Raw genomic sequence first — 20,406 nt, 5'->3', positions numbered from 1 at the left:
CTGCGCCGCGCGCCGGAATTCGTTAGACTACCGCCCGTTATTGCTTTAGGCTTAACCTAATTCCGGCATCACGCGACCTTATCCGCCCGACATGAAGCGCCTGTGGGATATTTCCCCGCCCGTCTCCGCGGCTTCGCCTGTCTTTCCAGGCGATACGCCGTACCGCCAGCAGTGGAAATGGTCGCTCGCGCCCGGCTGTCCGGTCAATGTCAGCGAGATCACGCTGTCGCCGCACATCGGCGCGCACGCCGATGCGCCCCTGCATTACCAGAATGGCGCCGCCGCCATCGGGGCCGTGTCGCTGGAACCCTTCCTGGGCCCTTGCCGCGTGATCCACGCGATCGACTGCGGCCCGCTCATCACGGTCGACCATCTGGCCCACGCCGCCCTGAACCTGCCGCCGCGCGTGCTGGTCCGCACGGCCAAGCACGCCGCCCAGGACTGGTGGACCGACGATTTCTCCGCCTACGCCCCCCAGACCATCGAATGGCTGGCCGAGCGCGGCGTCATGCTGATCGGACTGGATACCGCCAGCATCGACCCCGCGTCCAGCAAGACCCTGGACAGCCACCATACGATCTTGCGGCACGACATGCGGGTATTGGAAAACCTGGTGCTCGATGCCGTGCCGGAGGGCGATTACGAGTTGATCGCGCTGCCGTTGGCGCTGGTCCAGGCTGATGCCAGCCCGGTTCGCGCGGTCCTGCGCGAACTGTAGGACCTGCTGACAGGCCCTGGGCTGGTCCGACGGCCTTTGGGCGGCGGGACGCCATCCCGCCGCTCCGTTCAGGAAGCACCACCATGAGACACCACCTCTCCCCGCGCGCCGCGCTCGCTTGCGCCCGCCTCCACGCGCCCGGCTGGCGCGCGCTGCCCGCCTCGGCCCGCCGCGCCGCCCCGCCCTGCCACGGAGGCCGCGCATGAACCAGAACGAACGCCCCGAAGACATCGTCCGCGAGGAAAAAGCGCAACTGGATTTCGCGCGCGACATGACCTACGGCGACTACCTGCACCTGGACGCGCTGCTGGGCGCCCAGCACCCGCTGTCGCCCGAGCACAACGAAATGCTCTTCATCATCCAGCACCAGACCAGCGAACTCTGGATGAAGCTGATGCTGCACGAGCTGCGCGGCGCCATTGCCAACGTGGCGGCCGACCGCCTGCCACCTGCCTTCAAGATGCTGGCCCGGGTCAGCAAGATCATGGAGCAGCTGGTCCACGCCTGGGACGTGCTGGCAACCATGACGCCGCCCGAATACTCCGCCTTGCGCCCCTACCTGGCGCGCTCCAGCGGATTCCAAAGCTACCAGTACCGCCAGATCGAGTTCCTGCTGGGCAACAAGAACGCGGCCATGCTCAAGCCGCACGAGCACCGCGCTGACCTGCTGGCCCAGGTGCAGAGCGCCTACGAGGCGCCCTCGCTGTACGACGAGGCCCTGCGGCTCTTGGCGCGCCAGGGCCTGAACGTGCCGGCCGACCACCTCCAGCGCGACTGGACCCAGCCCTACCAGTCCTCGGAAGGGGTCGAGGCGGCCTGGCTGGAGGTCTACCGCCACCCCGACCGCTACTGGGACCTGTATCAGTTGGGCGAAAAGCTCACCGACCTGGAAGACGCGTTCCGGCTGTGGCGATTCCGCCACGTCACCACCGTCGAGCGGGTGATCGGCTTCAAGCGCGGCACGGGCGGCACCTCCGGGGTGTCCTACCTGCGGCGCATGCTGGAAGTGGTGCTGTTCCCCGAGATCTGGAAGCTGCGCACGGATCTCTAGGCCATGGGGCTACGGCCCCGTTTTCCAGGCGGATCGCGGCCTTCCCGGCCGCTTTTCCTTGGCCCGGGGAAATATCCCATGCTAGAATTCAGGGTTACTTTTTGGATACGTGGCTAGACCCGATACCGGATGCTTGGCGTCCTAGCTGGCGACCCTAACAACCAAGAAAGGCTCCCCGAGCCCTAGGAAAGCACCATGAAAGAAGGCATTCACCCCGAATACCGCGAAGTCGTCTTCGCAGATCTGCAAACGGGCAACAAGTTCATCACCCGTTCGACCGTGCAAACGCGCGAAACCATCGATCTCGACGGCAAGACGTACCCGCTCTTCAAGTGCGACGTGACCTCCGAATCGCACCCGTTCTACACGGGCGCCCAGACGCGTATCGTCGAAACCGGCCGCGTGGAAAAGTTCCGCGCCCGCTTCGCCCGTACGGCCGGCACGGTCAAGTCCGCTTCCTGATCCTGTCGCTCCCGCAGGAGCCACAGCAAAAAGGCAGCCTTCGGGCTGCTTTTTTTTCCTCCCTAGCTGCCTGTTGCCGCGCTGGGGGCTAGCGCAACCCGACCACTCGGTTACATTAACGCCCGTGTCCCCACTATCCTTTTCCACACCGGCCCGGCTCACGTCCGTGGCTACCGCGAAACTGCCCAGGCTGATCCTGCTGGGGCTGCTGCTGGCCTATATCGTGGCCGGCCTGTTCATGCGCGACCCGTGGAAAACGGACGATGCGGTCGGACTGGCGACCATGATCACGGCGATCCGCGAAGGCGGCATCACCTGGCTGCTGCCCCAGGTCGGGCTGCTGGCCCACGCCGAGGAAGGCCCGCTGATCACCTGGGTGGGCGCGATCTGCATCTGGCTGTTCGGCCCCTTCATCGGCGACATCACCGCCGGCCGCCTGCCCAACCTGCTGTGGTTCGCCATCACCACCACCAGCGTCTGGTACGGCACCTATCTGCTGGGCCGCCGGGCCGAGGCGCAACCGCTGGCGCTGCCGTTCGGCGGCGAGCCCGAGCCGCGCGACTACGGCCGCATGCTGGCCGACGCCGCCCTGCTCCTGCTGCTGGCCACGGTCGGCATCCTGCAACGCACCCATGAAACCACCGTCGTGCCCGCCATCATGGCGTGGCAGGCGCTCGCCTTCTATTCGCTGGCCCGCAGCGTGGACCGGCCCTTCACCGGCTGCACCACCCTGGGCATCGCCCTGGCCGCCAGCTTCCTGACCCGCGGCTGGGTCGGCGCGATCCCCATCATGGTCGGCGCGCTGCTGGCCTTCTACCCGCGCGGCCAGCTGTGGCGCTGCCGCCGCTGGCTGCCCTGGGCGGCGCTGGTGACCCTCGTCCTGATCCTGGCCTGGTGGATTCCCGCCAGCCAGGGCAGCGAATACTGGATCCGCAACTGGAAGATCTGGAACCTGTCGTCCTTCGCCGCGCCGAACTGGCACGACATGGGCCGCACGCTGCGCGACCTCCCCTGGTACCTGTGGCCGACCTGGCCGCTGGCGCTGCTGGCCATCTGGCGCTGGCGCTCGTGGATCTATGCCCCGCACATCTGGCTGCCGCTGGCCCTGCTGGTCTGCTCGGCGCTGGTGCTGTTCGGCCTCGAAGAAGCCACGGATTCCGAATACGTGCTGCTGGCCGTGCCTTGCGCCGTGCTGGCCGCCTTCTCGCTGCCGACGCTGCGCCGCGGCGTGGTCAACACGCTGGACTGGTTCGCCGTCATGTGCTTTTCCCTGACCGCGGCCACCGTATGGCTCGGCTGGGTCGCCCTGCACTTCCATTGGCCGGCGCAGATTTCCCGCAACATCGCCCGCCAGACCACGGGCTACGAGCCGGTCATTTCCTGGGTCGCCTTCGCGCTGGCCCTGGTGTTCACCCTGGCCTGGATCGCGCTGGTGGTGTGGCGGCTGCGAGTCAAGCCGCAAGCCCTGTGGCGCGGCACCGTGCTGTCGGCCGGCGGGTTGACCGTAACCTGGATCCTGCTGGTGCTGCTGTGGCAGCCCGCGGTCGACTACGCGCGCAGCTACCGCACCGTGTCGGGCCAGCTGGCGCAGGCATTGGAGCAGAACGTCCGCCCCGGCGAATGCGTGCGCGGCCTGAGCCTGGGCAGCGGCCAGCGCGCCTCGTTCCTGATCTTCAATAACCTGACGTTCACCTTCGACGCCAAGTGCACGCTGATTCTCCAGCAGACCAGCAACCAGAGCCTGCGCGACAACACCGCCGCCTATAGCGAAGGCGCGGACGTGCTGTGGCAAGGCGGTCGGCGCGCGGACCGGCAGGAAGTCTTCCGCCTGCTCAGGGTCGGTACGAACCGATGACCCCGGCGTCCCTTGAGCCGATGACTTTCGGCGCCACCCTGCGAGGCATCGCCAAGCAGGCCTGGCCGGTGCTGGTCAGCCAATGGGCCGGGATTTCCTTCGGCGTGCTGGATACCGCCATGACGGGCCATTCCAGCGCCACCGACCTGGCCGCCATGGCCTTGTCCGCGTCCATCTACATCACCATCTTCGTCGGCCTGATGGGGGTGGTGCACGCCCTCATTCCCATCCTCGCCCAGCACTTCGGCGCGGGCCAGAACCTCGAAGTCGGCCGCAGCTGGGGCCAGGGCGTCTGGCTGGCGCTGGGCCTGTCCGTGGTGGGCGCCATCCTGATGCTGTTCCCCGACGTCTGGCTGTCGTTCTCGGGCGAGGTCGATCCCGCGGTGCGCGCGCGCATCGCCTCCTACCTGCAGGCCCTGGTGCTGGCCCTGCCCGCCGCGCTGGTGTTCCGCACCATCTACGCGCTGGGCACCTCGGTGTCGCGGCCCAAGCTGGTCATGGCGATCAACCTCACAGCGATCGGCTTCAAGGCCTTCTTCAACTGGCTCCTCATCTACGGCAACCTGGGCCTGCCGCCCATGGGCGCCACCGGCGCCGGCCTCGCGACCGCGATCGTCTCGTGGATCAGCCTGGGACTGGGGCTGTGGGTCATCACCCACGACCGCTACTACCGGCGCTTCAAGCTGCGGGTCGGCCGGCCCGACTGGAAGACGCTCAAGGAACTGCTGCGCCTGGGCATCCCCATGGGCGGCTCCTACCTGGTCGAAGTGTCGGCCTTCACCTTCATGGCCCTGCTGGTGGCGCGCGAAGGCACTTTCGTGACGGGCGGCCACCAGATCATGTCGAACCTGGCCGCCCTGTGCTACATGATGCCCATGGCGCTGGGCGTGGCCACCGCCGCGCTGACCGCGCAGGCCATCGGCGCCGGCAACCTGGAACATGCGCACCGCACCGGCATGGCCGGCCTCGCGCTCGGCGTCGCCGGCGCCCTCCTGACGGCGGCGGTGCTGCTGGCCGGCCGGCCGCTCATCCTGGCGGCCTATACCGACAACCCCGGCGTGGCCGCGGTCGCGACCACGCTGCTGGCCGTGCTGCCCCTGTTCCACCTGTTCGATTCGATGCAATGCATCAACTCGTACCTGCTGCGCGCCTACAAAGTGGCGGTGGTGCCCCTGCTGCTGCAGATGGTGGCCCTCGCGGGCGTGGGCCTGGTCGGCGGCTGGTGGTTCGGTTTCGGCCCCGGCCGCGGCGGCCTGGACGGCATACGCGCCGTGCTCGTGCCCGGCTCGCCGGAAGGCGCGGGCAGCATGTGGCTGATGGCCATGGCCGGCCTGGCCCTCTCCGCCGCCCTCCTGCACTTCTGGTACCGCCGCATCGTCCGCGGCGCGATCAGGTAGGAAAAAAAAGCAGCCCAAGGGCTGCTTTTTTACTGGAAAGACTGAAGGAATGACTGCCCCTCGAAGGGCCGCTAGCCCGTCCAGCGGGCGCGGCGTGAGGGGCAACGCCCCGCCGCCGGGCCGCCCCAAGGCGGGGCAGCCCCCCTCGGGGGGGCAGCTAGCCCGCGCAGCGGGCGCGGCGTGGGGGGCTCATTCCCCCTCCCCCTACTATTTCGGACGCTTGTCGATGACGCGGCGGGCCTTGCCCGTCAGCGTGCGTTCCACATGGCCCGCGTCCGACACCTGGATGCGCGCGCTCACGCCGATGTGCGTCTTGACGGCGTGCTGGAGTTGCTTGCCCAGGTTCGAGCGGTCGGCGTCCGACAGGCCCGAGAACTCGGCCCGCAGCTCGGTCAGGATTTCCAGCTCGTCCATATTGCCCGTGCGCGACAGCACCAGCTGATAGTGCGGCGCCAACTGGGCGATCTTCAGCACCAGTTCTTCGACCTGCGTGGGGAACATGTTCACGCCGCGCACGATCAGCATGTCGTCGCTGCGGCCGGTGATCTTGCCGATGCGGCGCATGCTGCGCGCCGTCGGCGGCAACAGGCGGGTCAGGTCGCGCGTGCGGTAGCGGATGATGGGCATCGCTTCCTTGGTCAGCGAGGTGAACACCAGCTCGCCGGGCTCGCCGTCGGCCACGGGCTCGCCCGTATCCGGATTGATGATCTCCGCGTAGAAGTGGTCTTCCCAGACCACCGGGCCGTCCTTGGTCTCGACGCATTCGCTCGCCACCCCGGGCCCCATCACTTCGGACAGGCCGTAGATGTCGACGGCGTCGATGCCGGCTTCGGTTTCGATGTCGGCGCGCATCTGGCCGGTCCAGGGCTCGGCGCCGAAGATGCCGATCCGCAGCGAGCTTTGACGCGGGTCAATCCCCTGGCGGCGCTGTTCCTCCAGAATATTGCAGAAATAGGAGGGCGTGACCATGATGATGTCCGGGCGGAAATCATTGATCAGCTGCACCTGCTTTTCCGTCTGCCCGCCCGACATCGGAATGACCGTGCAGCCCAGGCGTTCCGCGCCGTAGTGCGCGCCCAGGCCGCCCGTGAACAGGCCGTAGCCGTACGCGACGTGGACCGTGTCGCCGGGCTTGCCGCCCGCGGCGCGGATCGAGCGCGCGACGAGATTGGCCCAGTTGTCCAGGTCGCCCTTGGTGTAGCCCACCACCGTCGGCTTGCCCGTCGTGCCGCTGGACGCGTGGATGCGCGAAATGCGCTCGCGGGGCACGGCGAACATGCCGAAGGGGTAGTTCTCGCGCAGTTCCTTCTTCGTGGTGAAGGGGAACTTGGAAATGTCGGACAGTTGCTTCAGGTCGTCGGGGTGCACGCCGACCTCGTCGAACGCCTTCTTGTAGTGCGGGACGTTTTCGTAGGCATGCTTGAGCGACCACTTCAGCCGCTCCAGCTGCAAGGCGCGCAACTCATCCTGGCTGGCATGCTCGATGGGGTCCAGCCCCGGCTTGCTCATGGTGTTGGACATGGTTATCTCTCTCCTGAAATTCTCTCTACGCGGAGTCCGGCCGCGCGACGCGCGGGGCATCCGCGCGCAAACGGCCGGGCTGGCGGTCTTGTCTTTGGTTGGATGGTTGGCTCAAGCGTCCGCGGGGACTCCGACGATCTGGCCCTTGATACGGTACGAACGGCCGCGGAACAGGGCCACGTTGCGGCCTTCCTGATTGGTGACGGTCACGTCGTAGACGCCGGTGCGTCCGGCCAGCGAGCGCTCCTGGGCCACCGCGGTCAGCAGGTCGCCCTCGAAGCCCGGCGCCAGGTAGTCGATGGTGCAGCCGGAGGCAACGGTGCTGACGTTGCGCGAATTGCAGGAGAACGCGAAGGCGCTGTCGGCCAGGGCGAAGATGAAGCCGCCGTGGCAGGTCTTGTGCCCGTTCAGCATGTCGGGGCGCACGCGCATCGTGAGGCGGGCATAGCCAGGCGCCATTTCCTCGACTTTCATGTCCAGGCCCTGCGACGCGGCATCGCCCGCGTACATCACGGTGCCGACGGCCTGCGCCAGCTCCTGGGGATCGGCCGGCACGTCGACGGCGGGAACGTGTGCGTTCATTATTGCCCCTTGAATTGCGGTTCGCGCTTGCCCAGGAAGGCGGCCACGCCTTCCGCGTAATCCGCGCTTCGACCCAGTTCGCGCATCATGTCGCGTTCCAGGTCGAGTTGGGTGGATAGATCATTGCCCAGGCTGGCCTGGATGGCCTGCTTGGTGAACGCCAGCCCCTTGGTGGGGGCCTTGGAAAAATGCTGGGCCAGCTGCTCCAGCGCCGTGTCGAATTCCTCGTCGGGCACGCATTTCCAGATCAGGCCCCAATCCTGCGCCTGCTGGGCGCTGAGCTTGTCGCCCAGCATCGCCAGCCCCATGGCGCGAGCGCGGCCGACCAGGCGCGGCAGCGCGAAGGTGCCGCCGGTGTCGGGGATGAGGCCCAGGCGGCAGAACGACTGGATGAAACTGGCCGACGCCTTGGCGACAACGATGTCGCCGGCGAAAGCCAGGTTGGCGCCTGCGCCGGCCGCCACCCCGTTCACGCCCACCACGACGGGCATGGGCAGGGCATTCAGGCGGCGCACCAGCGGCGCGTAGAACTTGTCGACGGTCTCGCCCAAATCGGGCGGCGTGCCGTCGGCGGCGGGCGTGCGCTCGCTCAGGTCCTGGCCGGCGCAGAAGCCGCGGCCCGCGCCGGTCAGCACCAGCACGCGGGCGCCTTCCGTTTCCACGCGGGTCAAGGCGTCGGCCACCTCGCCGTGCATGTTGGCGGTGAAGCTATTGAGTTTGTCGGGCCGGTTCAGCGTCAGGCGCGCGATGCCGCCCGACAGGTCGAATTGAATGTCTTGGTAGCTCATATCAGTTATCCATGGCGCGCGCCACTCATCAAAGGTATGGATCTATTCCTGTCCCCGGGCCGCGCGGAGCCGGCTCTGCCGGTCCGCTGCGGCGCCCCCTTAGGGGGAAGCGCATAGCGCTTCGGGGGTGGGCTTTCAAATATGACGACGGGTCTGGACCACACGGAACCGGTTCGAAACGAAGGCCGAATCGGACAAGGCGGCATTGGCGGCCGGATTGGCGCCGGTGCCGTGGAAATCGCTGAAGGCCGCGGTCTGGTTGACGAACACCGCGCCCGTCAGGTTGAGCGACAGCGACACGCCGGAGACCTCGGCCGCGTCCTGCACCTGTTCGGCGACGGTGTCGTCGGTGGTGTAGGCCGACAGCGACAGCGCGCCGTGCTCGATCACGCTGTCGCGCGCCAGCTGGATGCTGTGGGCGGTGGAGTCCGTGGCCACGACGAAGGCGATGGGACCGAACCATTCCTGGCTGATGGCGGCGTTGCCGGCTTCCGTGCGCAGCAGCAGCGGCGTGCGGACGCGGGCGTTCTCGAACTGCGGGTGCGCCAGCGCCTTGCTGTCGGCCACCACGGGCAGGCCCAGCGCGCGCGCTTTCTCGATGCGAGCGACCACGCCTTCGTTCTGGATCGCGCCGGTCAGCTCGACGGCCTTCGCGGCATCGGCGCCGACCTTCTCCAGCGCAGTGCCCAGCGCGGTGGCGACATCGTCGAAGCTCACGCGGCCTTCCGGCGTCTGGATGCCGTCGCGCGGCACGTAGATGTTCTGCGGCGCCGTGCACATCTGGCCCGAATACAAGGCCAGCGAGAACGCCAGGTTGCGCGCCACGCCCTTCAGGTCGGCCGTGGAATCGATGATGACCTGGTTGACGCCGGCCTTCTCGGTGTAGACCAGGGCCTGGCGGGCGTTTTCTTCCAGCCAGTTGCCGTTGGCCGAGCTGCCGGTGAAGTCGATGATCTTGACGGCGGGGTCCAGCGCCAGCTTCTGCGCGGTGTCGTCGCCCGCCTCATGGGCGGCCAGCAGCACCACGTCGGGATCGAAGCCGGCTTCCTGCAGCACTTCGCGCGCCACCTTGACGGTGATGGCCAGGGGCAGGATCGCGCCGGGGTGCGGCTTGACGATGACCGTGTTGCCGGTGGCCAGGCTGGCGAACAGGCCCGGGTAGCCGTTCCAGGTGGGGAAGGTGGAGCAGCCGATCACCAGGGCGACGCCGCGCGGCACCACGGTGAACTGCTTTTCCATGCGGATGGGATCGTTCTTGCCCTGCGGCTTTTCCCAGATGGCCACGCCCGGGATGCGCGACATTTCCTGCCAGGCGTAGGTCACGGCTTCGAAGCCGCGGTCCTGCGCGTGCGGGCCGCCGGCCTGGAAGGCCATCATGAAGCCCTGGCCGGTCGTGTGCTGGACGGCGTAGGCGATTTCGAAGCTGCGCTTGTTCAGCCGGGCCAGGATTTCGAGCGACACGCCCACCCAGGCGCGCGGGCCGGCGCGGCGCCAGCTCTCCAGCGCGCGCTTGGACGCGGCGACCAGCTTGTCGGCCGGCACGTGGGGATAGGTGATGCCGAGGTCGAAGCCGTAGGGCGACTGCTCGCCGCCCACAGTGCCGTCGGCGTCGTGCAGGTTCAGCGGGAACGGCTTGCCGCGCAAGGCCTCGAAGGCGGCGCGGCCGTCGTCATTGGCGGTCTCGCCATAGTTGCGGGGGCTGGGCGATTCGGCGTAGGGGCTCCAGTAGCCGCGCAGGGCGGCCGCGGCCATGGCTTGTTCCAGCAGGGGCTGGTGGCGCTCGAAGAATTTTTCGGACACTGCGTCTCTCCAAATGAATAGGTTTTTTCTGCCTGGCGCGGGCCGGGTCAGGTTTCCTGGTCGAAGTCGATGACCAGGCGGTCGCTGACCGGAAAGCTCTGGCAGCTCAGGATGAAGCCTCGCGCCACTTCGTAGTCTTCCAGGGCGAAGTTGGCATCCATGTCCACTTCGCCCTCGATCACCTTGCAACGACAGGTGGAGCACACCCCGCCCTTGCACGAATACGGCAGTTCGATCCCTTGCGCCAGCGCCGAATCCAGCACGCTGTCTTTGTTCTTGTCGATGACGAACATACGGCTGTGGCCGTCCTGCACCACGGTCACCTCGCACTGCCCCTTGCCGGGCGCCTGGCGGGCGTCCTGGCCGGTGCGCAACGCGCGCGGCCCCTTCGGCGCGCCGAAGAGCTCGAACTTGATGTTCGACTTCGGGATGCCGCGGGCCTGCAGCCGCTCGACCACGCTTTCGGTCATGGTCTGCGGACCACAGACAAAAGCGTAATCGATATCCTCGGGACTCATCCAGGCCGACATGAGCTGATCGACTTTGTCCCCGTCAAGGCGGCCGTTGAACAGTTCGATGTCCTGGGTCTCGCGGCTCATGATGTAGACCAGCGAGAAACGCTCCATGTAGAGGTTCTTCAGGTCTTCGATCTCTTCGCGGAACAGCACGGCCGACGAGGCGCGGTTACCGAAGAACAGGGTGAACTTGCTGCGGGGCTCGGTGGACAGCGCGGTCTTGACCAGCGAAAACACCGGCGTGATGCCGCTGCCTACGGCGAACGCCACGTAGTGGCGTTCGTTCTCGGGGGAGAAATCGACGGTGAAATTGCCCGCCGGCGCCATGACTTCCAGCGTCTGGCCGGGTTGCAGCTCGTGGTTGGCCCAGCTGGAGAACGCGCCCTCGTCCACCTTCTTGATCGCCACGCGCAGCAGCTTGTCGTGCGGCGCGGAACAGATGGAATAGGAGCGGCGCAGTTCCTCGCCGTCGAGCCGGGTGCGCAGGGTCAGGTACTGGCCGGGCAGGAAGGCGAACTCTTGCGCCAGCGCCTCGGGCAGGTCGAAGGTCACGACGACGGCGTCGCGCGTATTGCGCGCCACCGACGCCACCGTCAGGGAATGGAATTGGTTCTGGCTCATTTCGAAACCGCTATCAGTGAGTCTTGAAATAATCGAAGGGCTCGCGGCAGGACACGCAGCGATACAGCGCCTTGCACGACGTGGATCCGAAATTGCTGACCAGGCGCGTGTCGCTCGACCCGCAGCGCGGGCAGGCGATGGCGGGGCCGGGGGCGCGGCGGCTGATGCCGGAGATATCGACAGCGCGCTCGGCGGGCGCGGCGATGCCGTAGCCCTTGAGCGCCTCGCGCCCCTTCTCGCTCATCCAGTCGGTGGTCCAGGCCGGCGCCAGCCGGGTTTCCACGCGCACCTCGGCGATGCCGTGGCCGGCCAGCGTCTGCTCGATGTCCTGGGTGATCTCGCGCATCGCCGGGCAGCCGGAATACGTGGGCGTGATGACCACGACACAGACGTCGCCGTCCCAGGACACCTCGCGCACCACGCCCAGGTCCACCACGGACAGCACGGGGATCTCCGGATCGGGGACCTCCTGCAGCCAGGCGTAGACCTGGTCGGCGGAAACGGGCGCCAGCGCGTTCACCACTTCGCTCCGGGATAGGCGCGCGGCAGGAACTGCATTTCGGCCAGGACGTAGCCCAGTTCCTCGGTGTGCCTGCCCTGGCGGCCGCCGCGGTGGGCCAGGTGGTTGGCGGCGGCCTCGTCGGGCACCGTCAGGGTGGCTTCCTCCAGCACTTCGCGCACGTGGGCCAGCCAGGGCTGGCGCAGCGCGGCCAGCTCGCAGCCGATGCCGCGGGCGGCGACGTCCTGGTCGATGGCGTCGTCGGCGAACAGCTCGCCCGTGAAGCGCCAGGCGTCGTCGATCGCCGCCTGCATCTTGGCATGGCTTTCCGCCGTGCCGTCGCCCAGGCGCACCACCATGTCCGACGAGCGGCGCACGTGGTAGGTCACTTCCTTGATGGCCTTGGCCGCGATCGCGGCGACGCGTTCGTCGGACGACTGCTCCAGGCGCTGCAGCAGGAAATAGTGCCAGACGTCGAACAGGAACTGGCGCGCCATGGTGTCGGCGTAGTTGCCGTTGGGCCGCTCGGCCAGCAGCACGTTGTGGAACTGGTGCGTGTCGCGCAGGTAGGCCAGCGCGTCTTCGTCGCGGCCGGCGTTCTCGACTTCGCCGGCCAGCGTCAGCCACATGCGGGCCTGGCCCAGCAGGTCCAGCGCGGTGTTGGTCAGCGCCAGGTCTTCTTCCAGGATGGGGCCGTGGCCGGTCCAGGCGCCCAGCCGCTGCGACAGGATGAGCGAGGAATCGCCCAGGCGCAGCAGGTATTCAAACAGAGTCTTGTCCATGTCTCCCCCGCCGCCTTACATATGCTTGATTTCTTCGGGCATCGGGAAGAAGGTGGGATGCCGGTACACCTTGCTGTTGGCCGGCTCGAACAGCGGGTCCTTGTCGCCCGGGCTGCTGGCCGAGATGTCGGAGGCGCGCACCACCCAGATGCTCAGGCCTTCGTTGCGGCGGGTGTAGACGTCGCGCGCGTGATTGATCGCCATTTCGGCGTCGGGCGCATGCAGGCTGCCGACGTGCTTGTGCGCCAGGCCGTGCTGGCTGCGGATGAACACTTCCCACAGGGGCCAGTCTTTGCTCATGATGGATGTCCTTGAATACCGGGCGCGCGCCGCGCGCCCTGATCTGCAATGGTTAGAAGAGTGGGTCTGGAAGCTCACCTACCGGAGCGGTAGCGCGGCCGCGCGGAGCCGGCTACGCCGGGCCGCAGCGGCGCCCCTTGAGCGGGGCCCGCCCAAGGGGGAAGCGCGCAGCGCTTCGGGGGTGGGCGTCATCCTTTCAAGCTGCCTTGCGCTCGGCCTGCTTGTCGGCGTAGGCGACCAGGGCGTCGCGCACCCAGGCGCCGTCCTCGTGCGCCTTCACGCGGGCGGCCAGGCGTTCGCGGTTGCACGGGCCGTTGCCCTTGAGCACCGCGTAGAACTCGCTCCAGTCGATCTCGCCGAAGTCGTAGTGGCCGCGCTCTGCGTTCCACTTCAGCTCGGGGTCGGGGACGGTCAGGCCCAGGAACTCGGCCTGCGGCACGGTCTGGTCCACCATCTTCTGGCGCAGTTCGTCGTTGGAAAAGAGCTTGATCTTCCAGGCCATCGACTGGGCGCTGTTGGGGGAGTCGGCGTCGCTCGGGCCGAACATCATCAGCGCAGGCCACCACCAGCGGTTCAGGGAATCCTGCACCATGGCCTTCTGCTCGGGCGTGCCGTGCAGGCACATCTGCATCAGCAGGTCGTAGCCCTGGCGCTGGTGGAAGGACTCCTCCTTACAGACGCGCACCATGGCGCGCGCATACGGGCCGTAGGAACAGCGGCACAGCGGGATCTGGTTGATGATGGCGGAGCCGTCGACCAGCCAGCCGATCATGCCGATGTCGGCCCAGCTGAGCGTGGGGTAATTGAAGATGCTGGAGTACTTGGCGCGGCCGGCGTGCAGGTCGTCGATCAGGTCGTCGCGCGACACGCCCAGGGTTTCCGCGGCGCTGTACAGGTAGAGCCCGTGACCGGCCTCGTCCTGGACCTTGGCCAGCAGGATAGCCTTGCGCTTGAGCGACGGCGCGCGCGTGATCCAGTTGCCTTCCGGCAGCATGCCCACGATTTCGGAGTGCGCGTGCTGGGAAATCTGGCGCACCAGCGTCTTGCGGTAGGCCTCGGGCATCCAGTCCTTGGCCTCGATGCGGATGCCGTCGTCGATGCGGCGCTGGAACGCCTGTTCCTGGCCTTCGAGCTGGTCCGCGGTCTTGACCTGCTTGACGCCGGTTTCGACGAGTTGAGCGTACATGTATGTCTCCTTGAGACGGTTTGCGAAAACGCAAAGCAAACGTTGCGCAGTGCCGTCATGTCATACAAGGATTATTTAATACAAAAAATTCATTGTCAAACTCAAATCTGTATCACATTAGATTTATGTATCATATTGCCGATCCCGATATCGGCCGCCCGTGGCCCCCTCTAATGGCAAACCCTCAGTCGCCCCTGGACCGTTTCCTGTCCCGCTTGATCAAGAACGATCCGCCGCGCGCGAAATCGCTTTGCGTCAGCTTGCTGGGCGACGCCCTCGCCCCTCATGGCGGCGCCATCTGGCTGGGCGACCTGATCGAGCTGCTGGCGCCGCTGGGCATCAATGAACGCCTGCTGCGCACCAGCGTCTTCCGCCTGGTCGCGCAGAACTGGCTGCAGTCCGAACGCCACGGGCGCCGCAGCCTCTACCTGATTTCCGAACAGGGTTTGCGCCATACCGCGCACGCCTCCCAGCGCATCTATGAAGGGCCGCCCCAGGAATGGAACGGGGAGTGGACGCTGGTGGCGCTGCCGCGCACCGGCAACGGCCTGGCCGAGCGCGCGGAGTTGCGGCGGGAACTCGTCTGGGAAGGGTTCGGCATGATCGCGCCCGGGCTCTTCGCCCATCCGCACACCGAGGCGCGCGCGGCGCACGACATCCTGGAAAAGCTGGGCATCCCCGACCGGGCGCTGGTGCTGTCGGCCCGCGACCTGGCCGGCGCCGGCGGACTGCCCATCGCAAGCCTGGCCTCGCAGTGCTGGAACCTGGATGACGTGGCCGAACAGTACCGGCAGTTCACCAAGAACTTCGGCCCGCTGGAAAAGCTGCTGGAAACCCCGCCCGCCCCCTCCGAGGCCTTCATCGTCCGCGTCATGCTGCTGCACAGCTGGCGCCGGATCGTGCTGCACGATCCGCAGCTGCCCGGCCCCATGCTGCCGGACAACTGGCCCGGCCACGCGGCCCGCGAGATCTGCGGCCGCATCTACTGGCGGGTGTTCGACGCGTCGGAGGCGCACCTGAACGCCCTGGCCGGCCGCGACAACGAGCGCTATGCGCCGCTGGCGGCCGACATCGCGTCGCGCTTCGGCGGCAAGCCGGCCTGAGGCGCGGGGCCCGCGGCCAGCGAGTTCTGGGTAAGCCCGGGTCCGAGCGAACGGATCGCGCTCAGGCGCCCCCGGCGCCGGCCGGCATCGTCACGCCCAGCGTGTCCAGGTGCGATTCGCCGATAGCGCCCGCCGCGGCCCCGGACTGATCCAGCCCCCTCGCCCGGGCGATGAAGGATAGCGTCCAGCGGGCCTGTATCGGCCGCCCCAGGGCTGCGCCCGTATCGGCATCCAGGCCGCTGGGCACGTCCAGCGCCAGCACCGGCAGGCCCCAGGCGTTGACCGTATCCACCAGCGCTTGCCAATCGGCGCCCAGCGGCCGGTTCAGGCCGATGCCGAACAACCCATCGATGACCAGGCCGGGCCGGTACCCGGGCTCCAGGGTGGACAGGGTGGCGCCGCCCGCCGCCACCCAACCGGCGTGCGCCCGGGCGGCATCGGCGGGCAGCCCTTGCGGCCCCGACGGCAGCAGCACCCGAACGTCGTGGCCCATGGCGCGCAGCAGGGTCGCCGCCTCCAGCGCGTCCCCGCCGTTGTTGCCCGGCCCGGCCAGCGCCAGCACGGGCGTCCCCGGCGGGATCCGCGCCGCGACGAAACGCGCGGCCGCGGCTCCCGCCAAGGGCATCAGGCGCCGACCGCCCGCCAGGGCCTGGCGTTCGGCATCGCGGATCTGGGCAACGGAATAACGAGGCTGCATGGCGGATACCTCATGGGGAAACGCCCGGCCGGGGCCGGCCGTCGGCGTCGGGATGCGTGAAATTCACGCAATGCGTGGAAATTTACCCGCCTGCCGCGACAGCAGGCGCCAGGATCCCAGCAAATTCGCGGGGCGCCGGCGCGTTCCCGCCTGGCACGCATTTTGCGTTATAGCCAAGGCCGGTACGAGCGAGACCGGACGACCAACCGAAGAGACTATACCAATGCGTTCCATGAGCATCATCTGCCCGAACGGGCACTTAGGATTCGCCCCGCTGCGTACCGAGAGCTTCCAGCGCGGCGTGGCCGCCGGGCCGGACATCATCGCCGCCGATTCGGGCAGCGACGACGTGGGCCCCGTGCCGCTGGGATCGGACACGTCCACCAGCCCGCTGGCGTGGCAGCGCCACGACCTGGAGCAGATGCTTCTGGCCGCGCGCAAGCTGGGCGTGCCCATGATCGTGGGATCCGCCGGCGACACCGGCTCCAACAGCCGCGTGGACCTGTACGTGCAGCTCGTCAAGGAGATCGCCGCCGAGCACGGGCTGGCGCCCTTCAAGATCGGCTACTTCTATTCGGAGGTGGACAAGGAGCGCGTGCGCAAGGCGCTGCGCGACGGCGCCCAGGTGGCCGGCCTGGACGGCTACGCCGACCTGACCGAGGCGGAGCTCGACGCCACGGACCGTATCGTGGCGGTCGCCGGCGTGCATCCCTATATCAAGCTGCTTGAAGCCGGCGCGGACGTCGTCATCGGCGGCCGCAGCTCGGATGCCGCCGTGTTCGCCGCGCCGGCGCTGCACCGGGGCTACGACGCCGACAAGGCCTATTACCTGGGCAAGGTGCTGGAATGCGCGTCGTTCTGCGCCGAGCCCTATGGCGGCAAGGAAACCGTGATGGGGGAGATCTCGGCCGAGGACGTGCGCGTCACCGCCATGCATCCCGACCAGCGCTGCACCATCGCGTCGGTCGCCGGCCACGCGATGTACGAGCGGTCCAACCCGTACGAAGAGTATTTCGCCGGCGGCAAGCTCGACATGACCCACTGCAACTATGAACAGCTGAGCGACAAGACCACCCGCATCACCGGCTCGCGCTTCGTGCCCGCCGAGCAGGTGCGCGTGAAGCTGGAGGGTTCCGGCAAGGTCGGCGAGCGCTACATGGGCCTCTGCGGCATCCGGGATCCCTACACCATCGAGAACGTGGACCGCGTCATCGCCTGGGCGCGCGAGAAGGTGCGCGAGCGCTTCGGCGATTCGGGCTACGAGCTGCACTACAAGGTGTACGGACGCGACGGCGTGATGGGCGACCTGGAACCGCTGCGCGACCAGCCCGGCCACGAGCTCTGCGTCATGGTCCAGGGCGTCGCCCCCACCGGTGAAATGGCCGAGGAACTCACGCTGACCGGCCTGCGCCAGATGTTCTACGCCCGCCTGCCCGACGTGAAGGGCACGGCCGGCTCGGTGTCGTTCCCGCTGGACGAGGTGGTGCGCACGAGCGCGGCCTACCGCTGGACCCTGAACCACACGCTGCCGGTGGCCGATGCCGGCGAACTCTTCCCGACCCACCTCACCGTGGCCGGCGCCTGAGCCGGCATGACCATGACCACGCAGAAACTCAGCACCCTGGCCAAGACCATCCGCAGCAAGAACGCGGGCGTGAACAAGATCACCTTCGACATCATCTTCCGCGAGCCCGCGGTCTACGAGGCGGTCAAGCGCTCCGGCGCGGTCACGCGCGCCAGCGTCGCGGCGCTCTACCGGATCGAGGACGGCCGGATCTCCGACTTCGTGCATTACGATCCCGGCCTGGCCATCAAGTTCACGATCTACCGCCTGGCCCCCAGCGGATCCGCGGGCGACGGCGACATCTTCGGGGCGCAGCAATACGCGCCCCTGCTTGACATCGCGGTCCCCATGCCGGACTGATGCCTCGGGCGCCGGAAACGGCGCCCTTCCCCTTTCGCTTCCTTCGAGAATCGATCATGAAAGCGCTAAAAGAAACCTTGTTGTTCCTGGCCGGAATCGCCCTGGCCGGCGCGGCGGCGGCGGCCCAGCCCGACGTGCCCAAGCAGGTCAAGATCGTGGTGCCGTTCACCGCCGGCGCCAGCAACGATGCGATCGCCCGCGCGATAGCGCCCCAGCTCGCGGCCCGCTTCGGCAACACCGTCATCGTGGAAAACCGCGGCGGCGCCGCCGGCGCGATCGGCTCCGAGTACGTGGCCCGCTCGGCCAAGGACGGCTCGGTGCTGCTGCTGACCTCGTCGACCTTCCTGACCACCGCCGCCACCCAGCCCCACCTGCCCTACGATCCCCTGAAGCAGTTCGCCCCGGTCGCGATGATCGGCCAGGGCCCGCTGGTCGTCGCAACCTCGGCGCAGACGCCCTACGGGTCGCTGCAAGAGCTGCTGGCGGCGGCCCGCAAGCGCCCCGGCGCCCTGAACTACGGCTCGGCCGGCGTCGGCTCGCTGGCGCACCTGGCAACGGTCATGCTGGACGACGCCGCCGGCACGAGCATGACCCACGTGCCCTACAAGGGCGCGGCCAACGCGGCCTCCGACCTCGCGGGCGGCCTGATCGACGTCATGCTGTCCAACTACAGCACGCTGGCCCCGGTCGTGCAGGGCAAGAAGGTCAAGCTGCTGGCCACCACCGCCGAGGCGCCGCAGCTGGCCTTTCCCGACCTGCCCCCGGCCGCGCAGACGCTGCCGGGGTACGCCGTGCAGATCTGGGTCGGCGTGTTCGCGCCCGCGGGCACGCCGCAGCCCTACATCGACCGGCTCAACGCCGCGCTCAACGAGATCTCGGCCTCCCCGGAAATGGCGGCCCTGCTCGATATCGACGGCACCGTGCCGGCCCGCATGGGCAGCGCGGAATTTGGCGAGCGCGTGCGCGACGAACTCGCCCTCTGGCAGGGAATCGCCCGCAAGCACGGCATCAGTTCGGAATAACCCCGGCGCGCCAGGGCGCGGACGACGTTACGCGCCGTCCGGCGCGGGCCCCAGGCCCAGCTTGATCATCTGGTGGCGCAAGGCGTGCCGCGTCAGGCCCAGCCGCTGCGCGGCCCGGCCCAGATTGCCGCCTTCGGCCTGGAGGGTGGACCGGATCAAGCCGCGCTGGAACTGCGCGGTCTGTTCGGCATAGCCCCCGCCGGAGGACGACGCGGCCGCCGGCGCGGGCTTGCCCGCGTCGCGCAGGATCCGCTGCGGCAGATGCCTCGGCAGCACGGTATCGCCGTCTTCCAGGATGCAGATCCGTTCGAGCAGATTGCTCAATTCACGCACGTTGCCCGGCCAGGCGTAGGCCTTGAAGATGCGCCGAACCTCGGGATCGATGACGGTGAAGGCGCTGCCGTGGGTGGCGTTGTAGCGCTCCAGGAAGCGCTGCGCCAGCACCAGCACGTCGTCGCCGCGTTCCCGCAGCGGCGGCAGATTGATCGAAACGACCTGCAGCCGGTAGTAGAGATCGTCGCGAAAACGCCCCGCCTGGACTTCGCCCAGCAGGATCTTGTTGGTGGCCGCGATGAACCGGGCGTCGACCGACACTTCCTGGACGGAGCCGATGCGCCGGAAGCGCCGGCTGTCCAGCAGCGTCAGGATCTTGGCCTGCATGACCGGGTCCAGCTCCCGGATCTCGTCCAGGAACACGCTGCCGCCGTTGGCGGCCTCCAGCAGGCCGGTCTTGCGCGCCACCGCGCCGGTGAACGCGCCCCGCTCATGGCCGAACAGCTCCGATTCGAGCAGGTTGCCGGGAATGGCGGCGCAATTGATCTCGGTATAGCCCTTGGCCGCGCGCGCCGATTGCGCATGCAGACTGCGGGCGACCAGCCCCTTGCCGGTGCCGGTTTCGCCATAGATGAGGACGATGCTGGCCCGGCTGCGCGCGACCCGGCGCACCAGATCCCGCAGCGCCGCCATCGAAGGATGGTCCCCGGTGAGCGGTTCGCAGGCGAACGGGGCGGTCTGCATGGACGCGGCGCCTACACTTTCAGGAAGTGCTCGCGGTAGTACTTCAGCTCGTCGATCGACTCGTAGATGTCGGCCAGCGCCTCATGGCGGCTTTTCTTCTCGAACCCCTTGTAGACGGCGGGCGCCCAGCGGCGCGCCAGTTCCTTCAGCGTGCTGACGTCGAGGTTGCGGTAGTGGAAGAACTGCTCCAGGCGCGGCATGTAAGCAAACATGAAACGGCGGTCCTGGCTGATGGTGTTGCCGCAAAGCGGCGATTTGCCGGCCGGCACGTGCTGCGCGAGAAACGCCAACAGCGTATCCTCTGCCTGCGCCTCGGAAATGGTGGACGCCTTGACCTTGTCGATCAGGCCGCTCTTGCCGTGCGTGGACTTGTTCCAGTTGTCCATGGCGTCGAGCAGGCTGTCGGGCTGGTGCACCACCAGCACGGGGCCTTCGGCCACGACCGTCAGGTCGGCCTCGGTCACGACCACGGCGACCTCGATGATGCGTTCCTTTTCAGGGTCCAGGCCGGTCATTTCCATGTCCAGCCAGACCAGGCGGTTTTCGTTCACAGCCATATAATTTAC

General features: G+C 67.8%; 21 protein-coding genes. 9 read left to right on the top strand and 12 right to left on the bottom strand.

What is annotated here, in order from left to right; translation table 11 throughout:
• Positions 1-91: 91 nt before the first annotated feature.
• The 5 genes from kynB to ADE01S_RS21950 all read left to right on the top strand — a co-directional run bounded on the left by kynB (position 92) and on the right by ADE01S_RS21950 (position 5,483).
• Positions 92-718 (top strand): arylformamidase, encoded by a 627-nt coding sequence (gene kynB / locus ADE01S_RS21970; RefSeq protein ID WP_062683878.1) that lies wholly within the window; start codon positions 92-94, stop codon positions 716-718.
• 202 nt (positions 719-920) lie between these two features.
• Positions 921-1,769, top strand: a complete 849-nt coding sequence (kynA, locus tag ADE01S_RS21965; RefSeq protein WP_062683877.1) for a tryptophan 2,3-dioxygenase — start codon at positions 921-923, stop codon at positions 1,767-1,769.
• Between the two features lie 195 nt (positions 1,770-1,964).
• Positions 1,965-2,231, top strand: coding sequence for a type B 50S ribosomal protein L31 (locus ADE01S_RS21960; RefSeq protein ID WP_043549053.1), 267 nt, complete (start codon positions 1,965-1,967; stop codon positions 2,229-2,231).
• A gap of 124 nt (positions 2,232-2,355) precedes the next feature.
• On the top strand, positions 2,356-4,086 hold the full coding sequence (locus tag ADE01S_RS21955; RefSeq protein ID WP_062683876.1) for an ArnT family glycosyltransferase: 1,731 nt from the start codon (positions 2,356-2,358) through the stop codon (positions 4,084-4,086).
• Positions 4,083-5,483: an MATE family efflux transporter gene (locus ADE01S_RS21950; RefSeq protein WP_062683875.1), complete on the top strand. Its 1,401-nt coding sequence runs from the start codon at positions 4,083-4,085 to the stop codon at positions 5,481-5,483. The genes ADE01S_RS21955 and ADE01S_RS21950 overlap by 4 nt, the downstream gene beginning before the upstream one ends.
• 207 nt (positions 5,484-5,690) lie before the next feature.
• Here the strand turns inward: ADE01S_RS21950 and paaK are convergent, their stop codons facing one another.
• The 9 genes from paaK to paaA all read right to left on the bottom strand — a co-directional run bounded on the left by paaK (position 5,691) and on the right by paaA (position 14,077).
• Complete coding sequence (gene paaK, locus ADE01S_RS21945; protein ID WP_062683874.1) at positions 5,691-7,004, bottom strand: phenylacetate--CoA ligase PaaK; 1,314 nt, start codon at positions 7,002-7,004, stop codon at positions 5,691-5,693.
• A gap of 111 nt (positions 7,005-7,115) precedes the next feature.
• Complete coding sequence (gene paaI, locus ADE01S_RS21940; protein WP_062683873.1) at positions 7,116-7,586, bottom strand: hydroxyphenylacetyl-CoA thioesterase PaaI; 471 nt, start codon at positions 7,584-7,586, stop codon at positions 7,116-7,118.
• Positions 7,586-8,374, bottom strand: coding sequence for a 2-(1,2-epoxy-1,2-dihydrophenyl)acetyl-CoA isomerase PaaG (gene paaG / locus ADE01S_RS21935; RefSeq protein WP_062683872.1), 789 nt, complete (start codon positions 8,372-8,374; stop codon positions 7,586-7,588). Before paaG ends, paaI begins: the two co-directional genes overlap by 1 nt.
• Before the next feature lie 135 nt (positions 8,375-8,509).
• Positions 8,510-10,174 (bottom strand): phenylacetic acid degradation protein PaaN, encoded by a 1,665-nt coding sequence (gene paaN, locus ADE01S_RS21930; protein WP_062683871.1) that lies wholly within the window; start codon positions 10,172-10,174, stop codon positions 8,510-8,512.
• 47 nt (positions 10,175-10,221) lie between these two features.
• Complete coding sequence (paaE, locus tag ADE01S_RS21925) at positions 10,222-11,310, bottom strand: 1,2-phenylacetyl-CoA epoxidase subunit PaaE (RefSeq protein WP_062683870.1); 1,089 nt, start codon at positions 11,308-11,310, stop codon at positions 10,222-10,224.
• A 13-nt stretch (positions 11,311-11,323) separates the two neighbouring features.
• Complete coding sequence (gene paaD / locus ADE01S_RS21920; protein ID WP_062683869.1) at positions 11,324-11,830, bottom strand: 1,2-phenylacetyl-CoA epoxidase subunit PaaD; 507 nt, start codon at positions 11,828-11,830, stop codon at positions 11,324-11,326.
• A complete protein-coding gene (gene paaC / locus ADE01S_RS21915; RefSeq protein WP_062683868.1) occupies positions 11,827-12,591 on the bottom strand; it encodes a 1,2-phenylacetyl-CoA epoxidase subunit PaaC in 765 nt (254 codons plus the stop codon). The genes paaD and paaC overlap by 4 nt, the downstream gene beginning before the upstream one ends.
• A 15-nt stretch (positions 12,592-12,606) precedes the next feature.
• The gene (gene paaB / locus ADE01S_RS21910; RefSeq protein WP_006388300.1) at positions 12,607-12,891 is read right to left on the bottom strand and encodes a 1,2-phenylacetyl-CoA epoxidase subunit PaaB; all 285 of its coding nucleotides are present in this window, start codon (positions 12,889-12,891) and stop codon (positions 12,607-12,609) included.
• A gap of 196 nt (positions 12,892-13,087) precedes the next feature.
• A complete protein-coding gene (gene paaA / locus ADE01S_RS21905; protein ID WP_062683867.1) occupies positions 13,088-14,077 on the bottom strand; it encodes a 1,2-phenylacetyl-CoA epoxidase subunit PaaA in 990 nt (329 codons plus the stop codon).
• 173 nt (positions 14,078-14,250) lie between these two features.
• On the opposite strand from paaA, the gene paaX reads away from it, so the two are divergent.
• Positions 14,251-15,180, top strand: a complete 930-nt coding sequence (gene paaX, locus ADE01S_RS21900; RefSeq protein ID WP_062683866.1) for a phenylacetic acid degradation operon negative regulatory protein PaaX — start codon at positions 14,251-14,253, stop codon at positions 15,178-15,180.
• A gap of 61 nt (positions 15,181-15,241) precedes the next feature.
• Here paaX and ADE01S_RS21895 read toward each other — a convergent pair whose 3' ends face one another.
• Positions 15,242-15,877 carry an NAD(P)H-hydrate epimerase gene (locus ADE01S_RS21895; RefSeq protein WP_062683865.1) on the bottom strand — a complete coding sequence of 212 codons (636 nt, stop codon included), beginning with the start codon at positions 15,875-15,877 and terminating at the stop codon, positions 15,242-15,244.
• A gap of 223 nt (positions 15,878-16,100) precedes the next feature.
• Between ADE01S_RS21895 and ADE01S_RS21890 the strand changes: the two genes are divergently transcribed.
• The 3 genes from ADE01S_RS21890 to ADE01S_RS21880 are packed head-to-tail and all read left to right on the top strand — an operon-like array spanning position 16,101 to position 18,823.
• Positions 16,101-17,462 (top strand): acyclic terpene utilization AtuA family protein, encoded by a 1,362-nt coding sequence (locus ADE01S_RS21890; RefSeq protein WP_062683864.1) that lies wholly within the window; start codon positions 16,101-16,103, stop codon positions 17,460-17,462.
• A 12-nt stretch (positions 17,463-17,474) separates the two neighbouring features.
• Positions 17,475-17,801, top strand: coding sequence for a DUF4387 domain-containing protein (locus ADE01S_RS21885; protein ID WP_062683906.1), 327 nt, complete (start codon positions 17,475-17,477; stop codon positions 17,799-17,801).
• A 56-nt stretch (positions 17,802-17,857) separates the two neighbouring features.
• The gene (locus ADE01S_RS21880; protein WP_062683863.1) at positions 17,858-18,823 is read left to right on the top strand and encodes a tripartite tricarboxylate transporter substrate-binding protein; all 966 of its coding nucleotides are present in this window, start codon (positions 17,858-17,860) and stop codon (positions 18,821-18,823) included.
• Positions 18,824-18,850: 27 nt separating this feature from the next.
• On the opposite strand, the gene ADE01S_RS21875 is transcribed toward ADE01S_RS21880, so the two are convergent.
• Positions 18,851-19,840, bottom strand: a complete 990-nt coding sequence (locus ADE01S_RS21875) for a sigma-54 interaction domain-containing protein (protein WP_062683862.1) — start codon at positions 19,838-19,840, stop codon at positions 18,851-18,853.
• An 11-nt stretch (positions 19,841-19,851) separates the two neighbouring features.
• Entirely contained in the window at positions 19,852-20,397 is a 546-nt protein-coding gene (orn, locus tag ADE01S_RS21870; RefSeq protein WP_062683861.1) for an oligoribonuclease, read from the bottom strand.
• Between the last annotated feature and the right edge of the window lie 9 nt (positions 20,398-20,406).

The organism is Achromobacter denitrificans NBRC 15125, assembly GCF_001571365.1.
GTDB classification, from domain to species: domain Bacteria; phylum Pseudomonadota; class Gammaproteobacteria; order Burkholderiales; family Burkholderiaceae_B; genus Achromobacter; species Achromobacter denitrificans.
The sequence above is the reverse complement of the archived record's forward strand: the minus strand, read 5'-3'. Positions and strand labels throughout refer to the sequence as shown.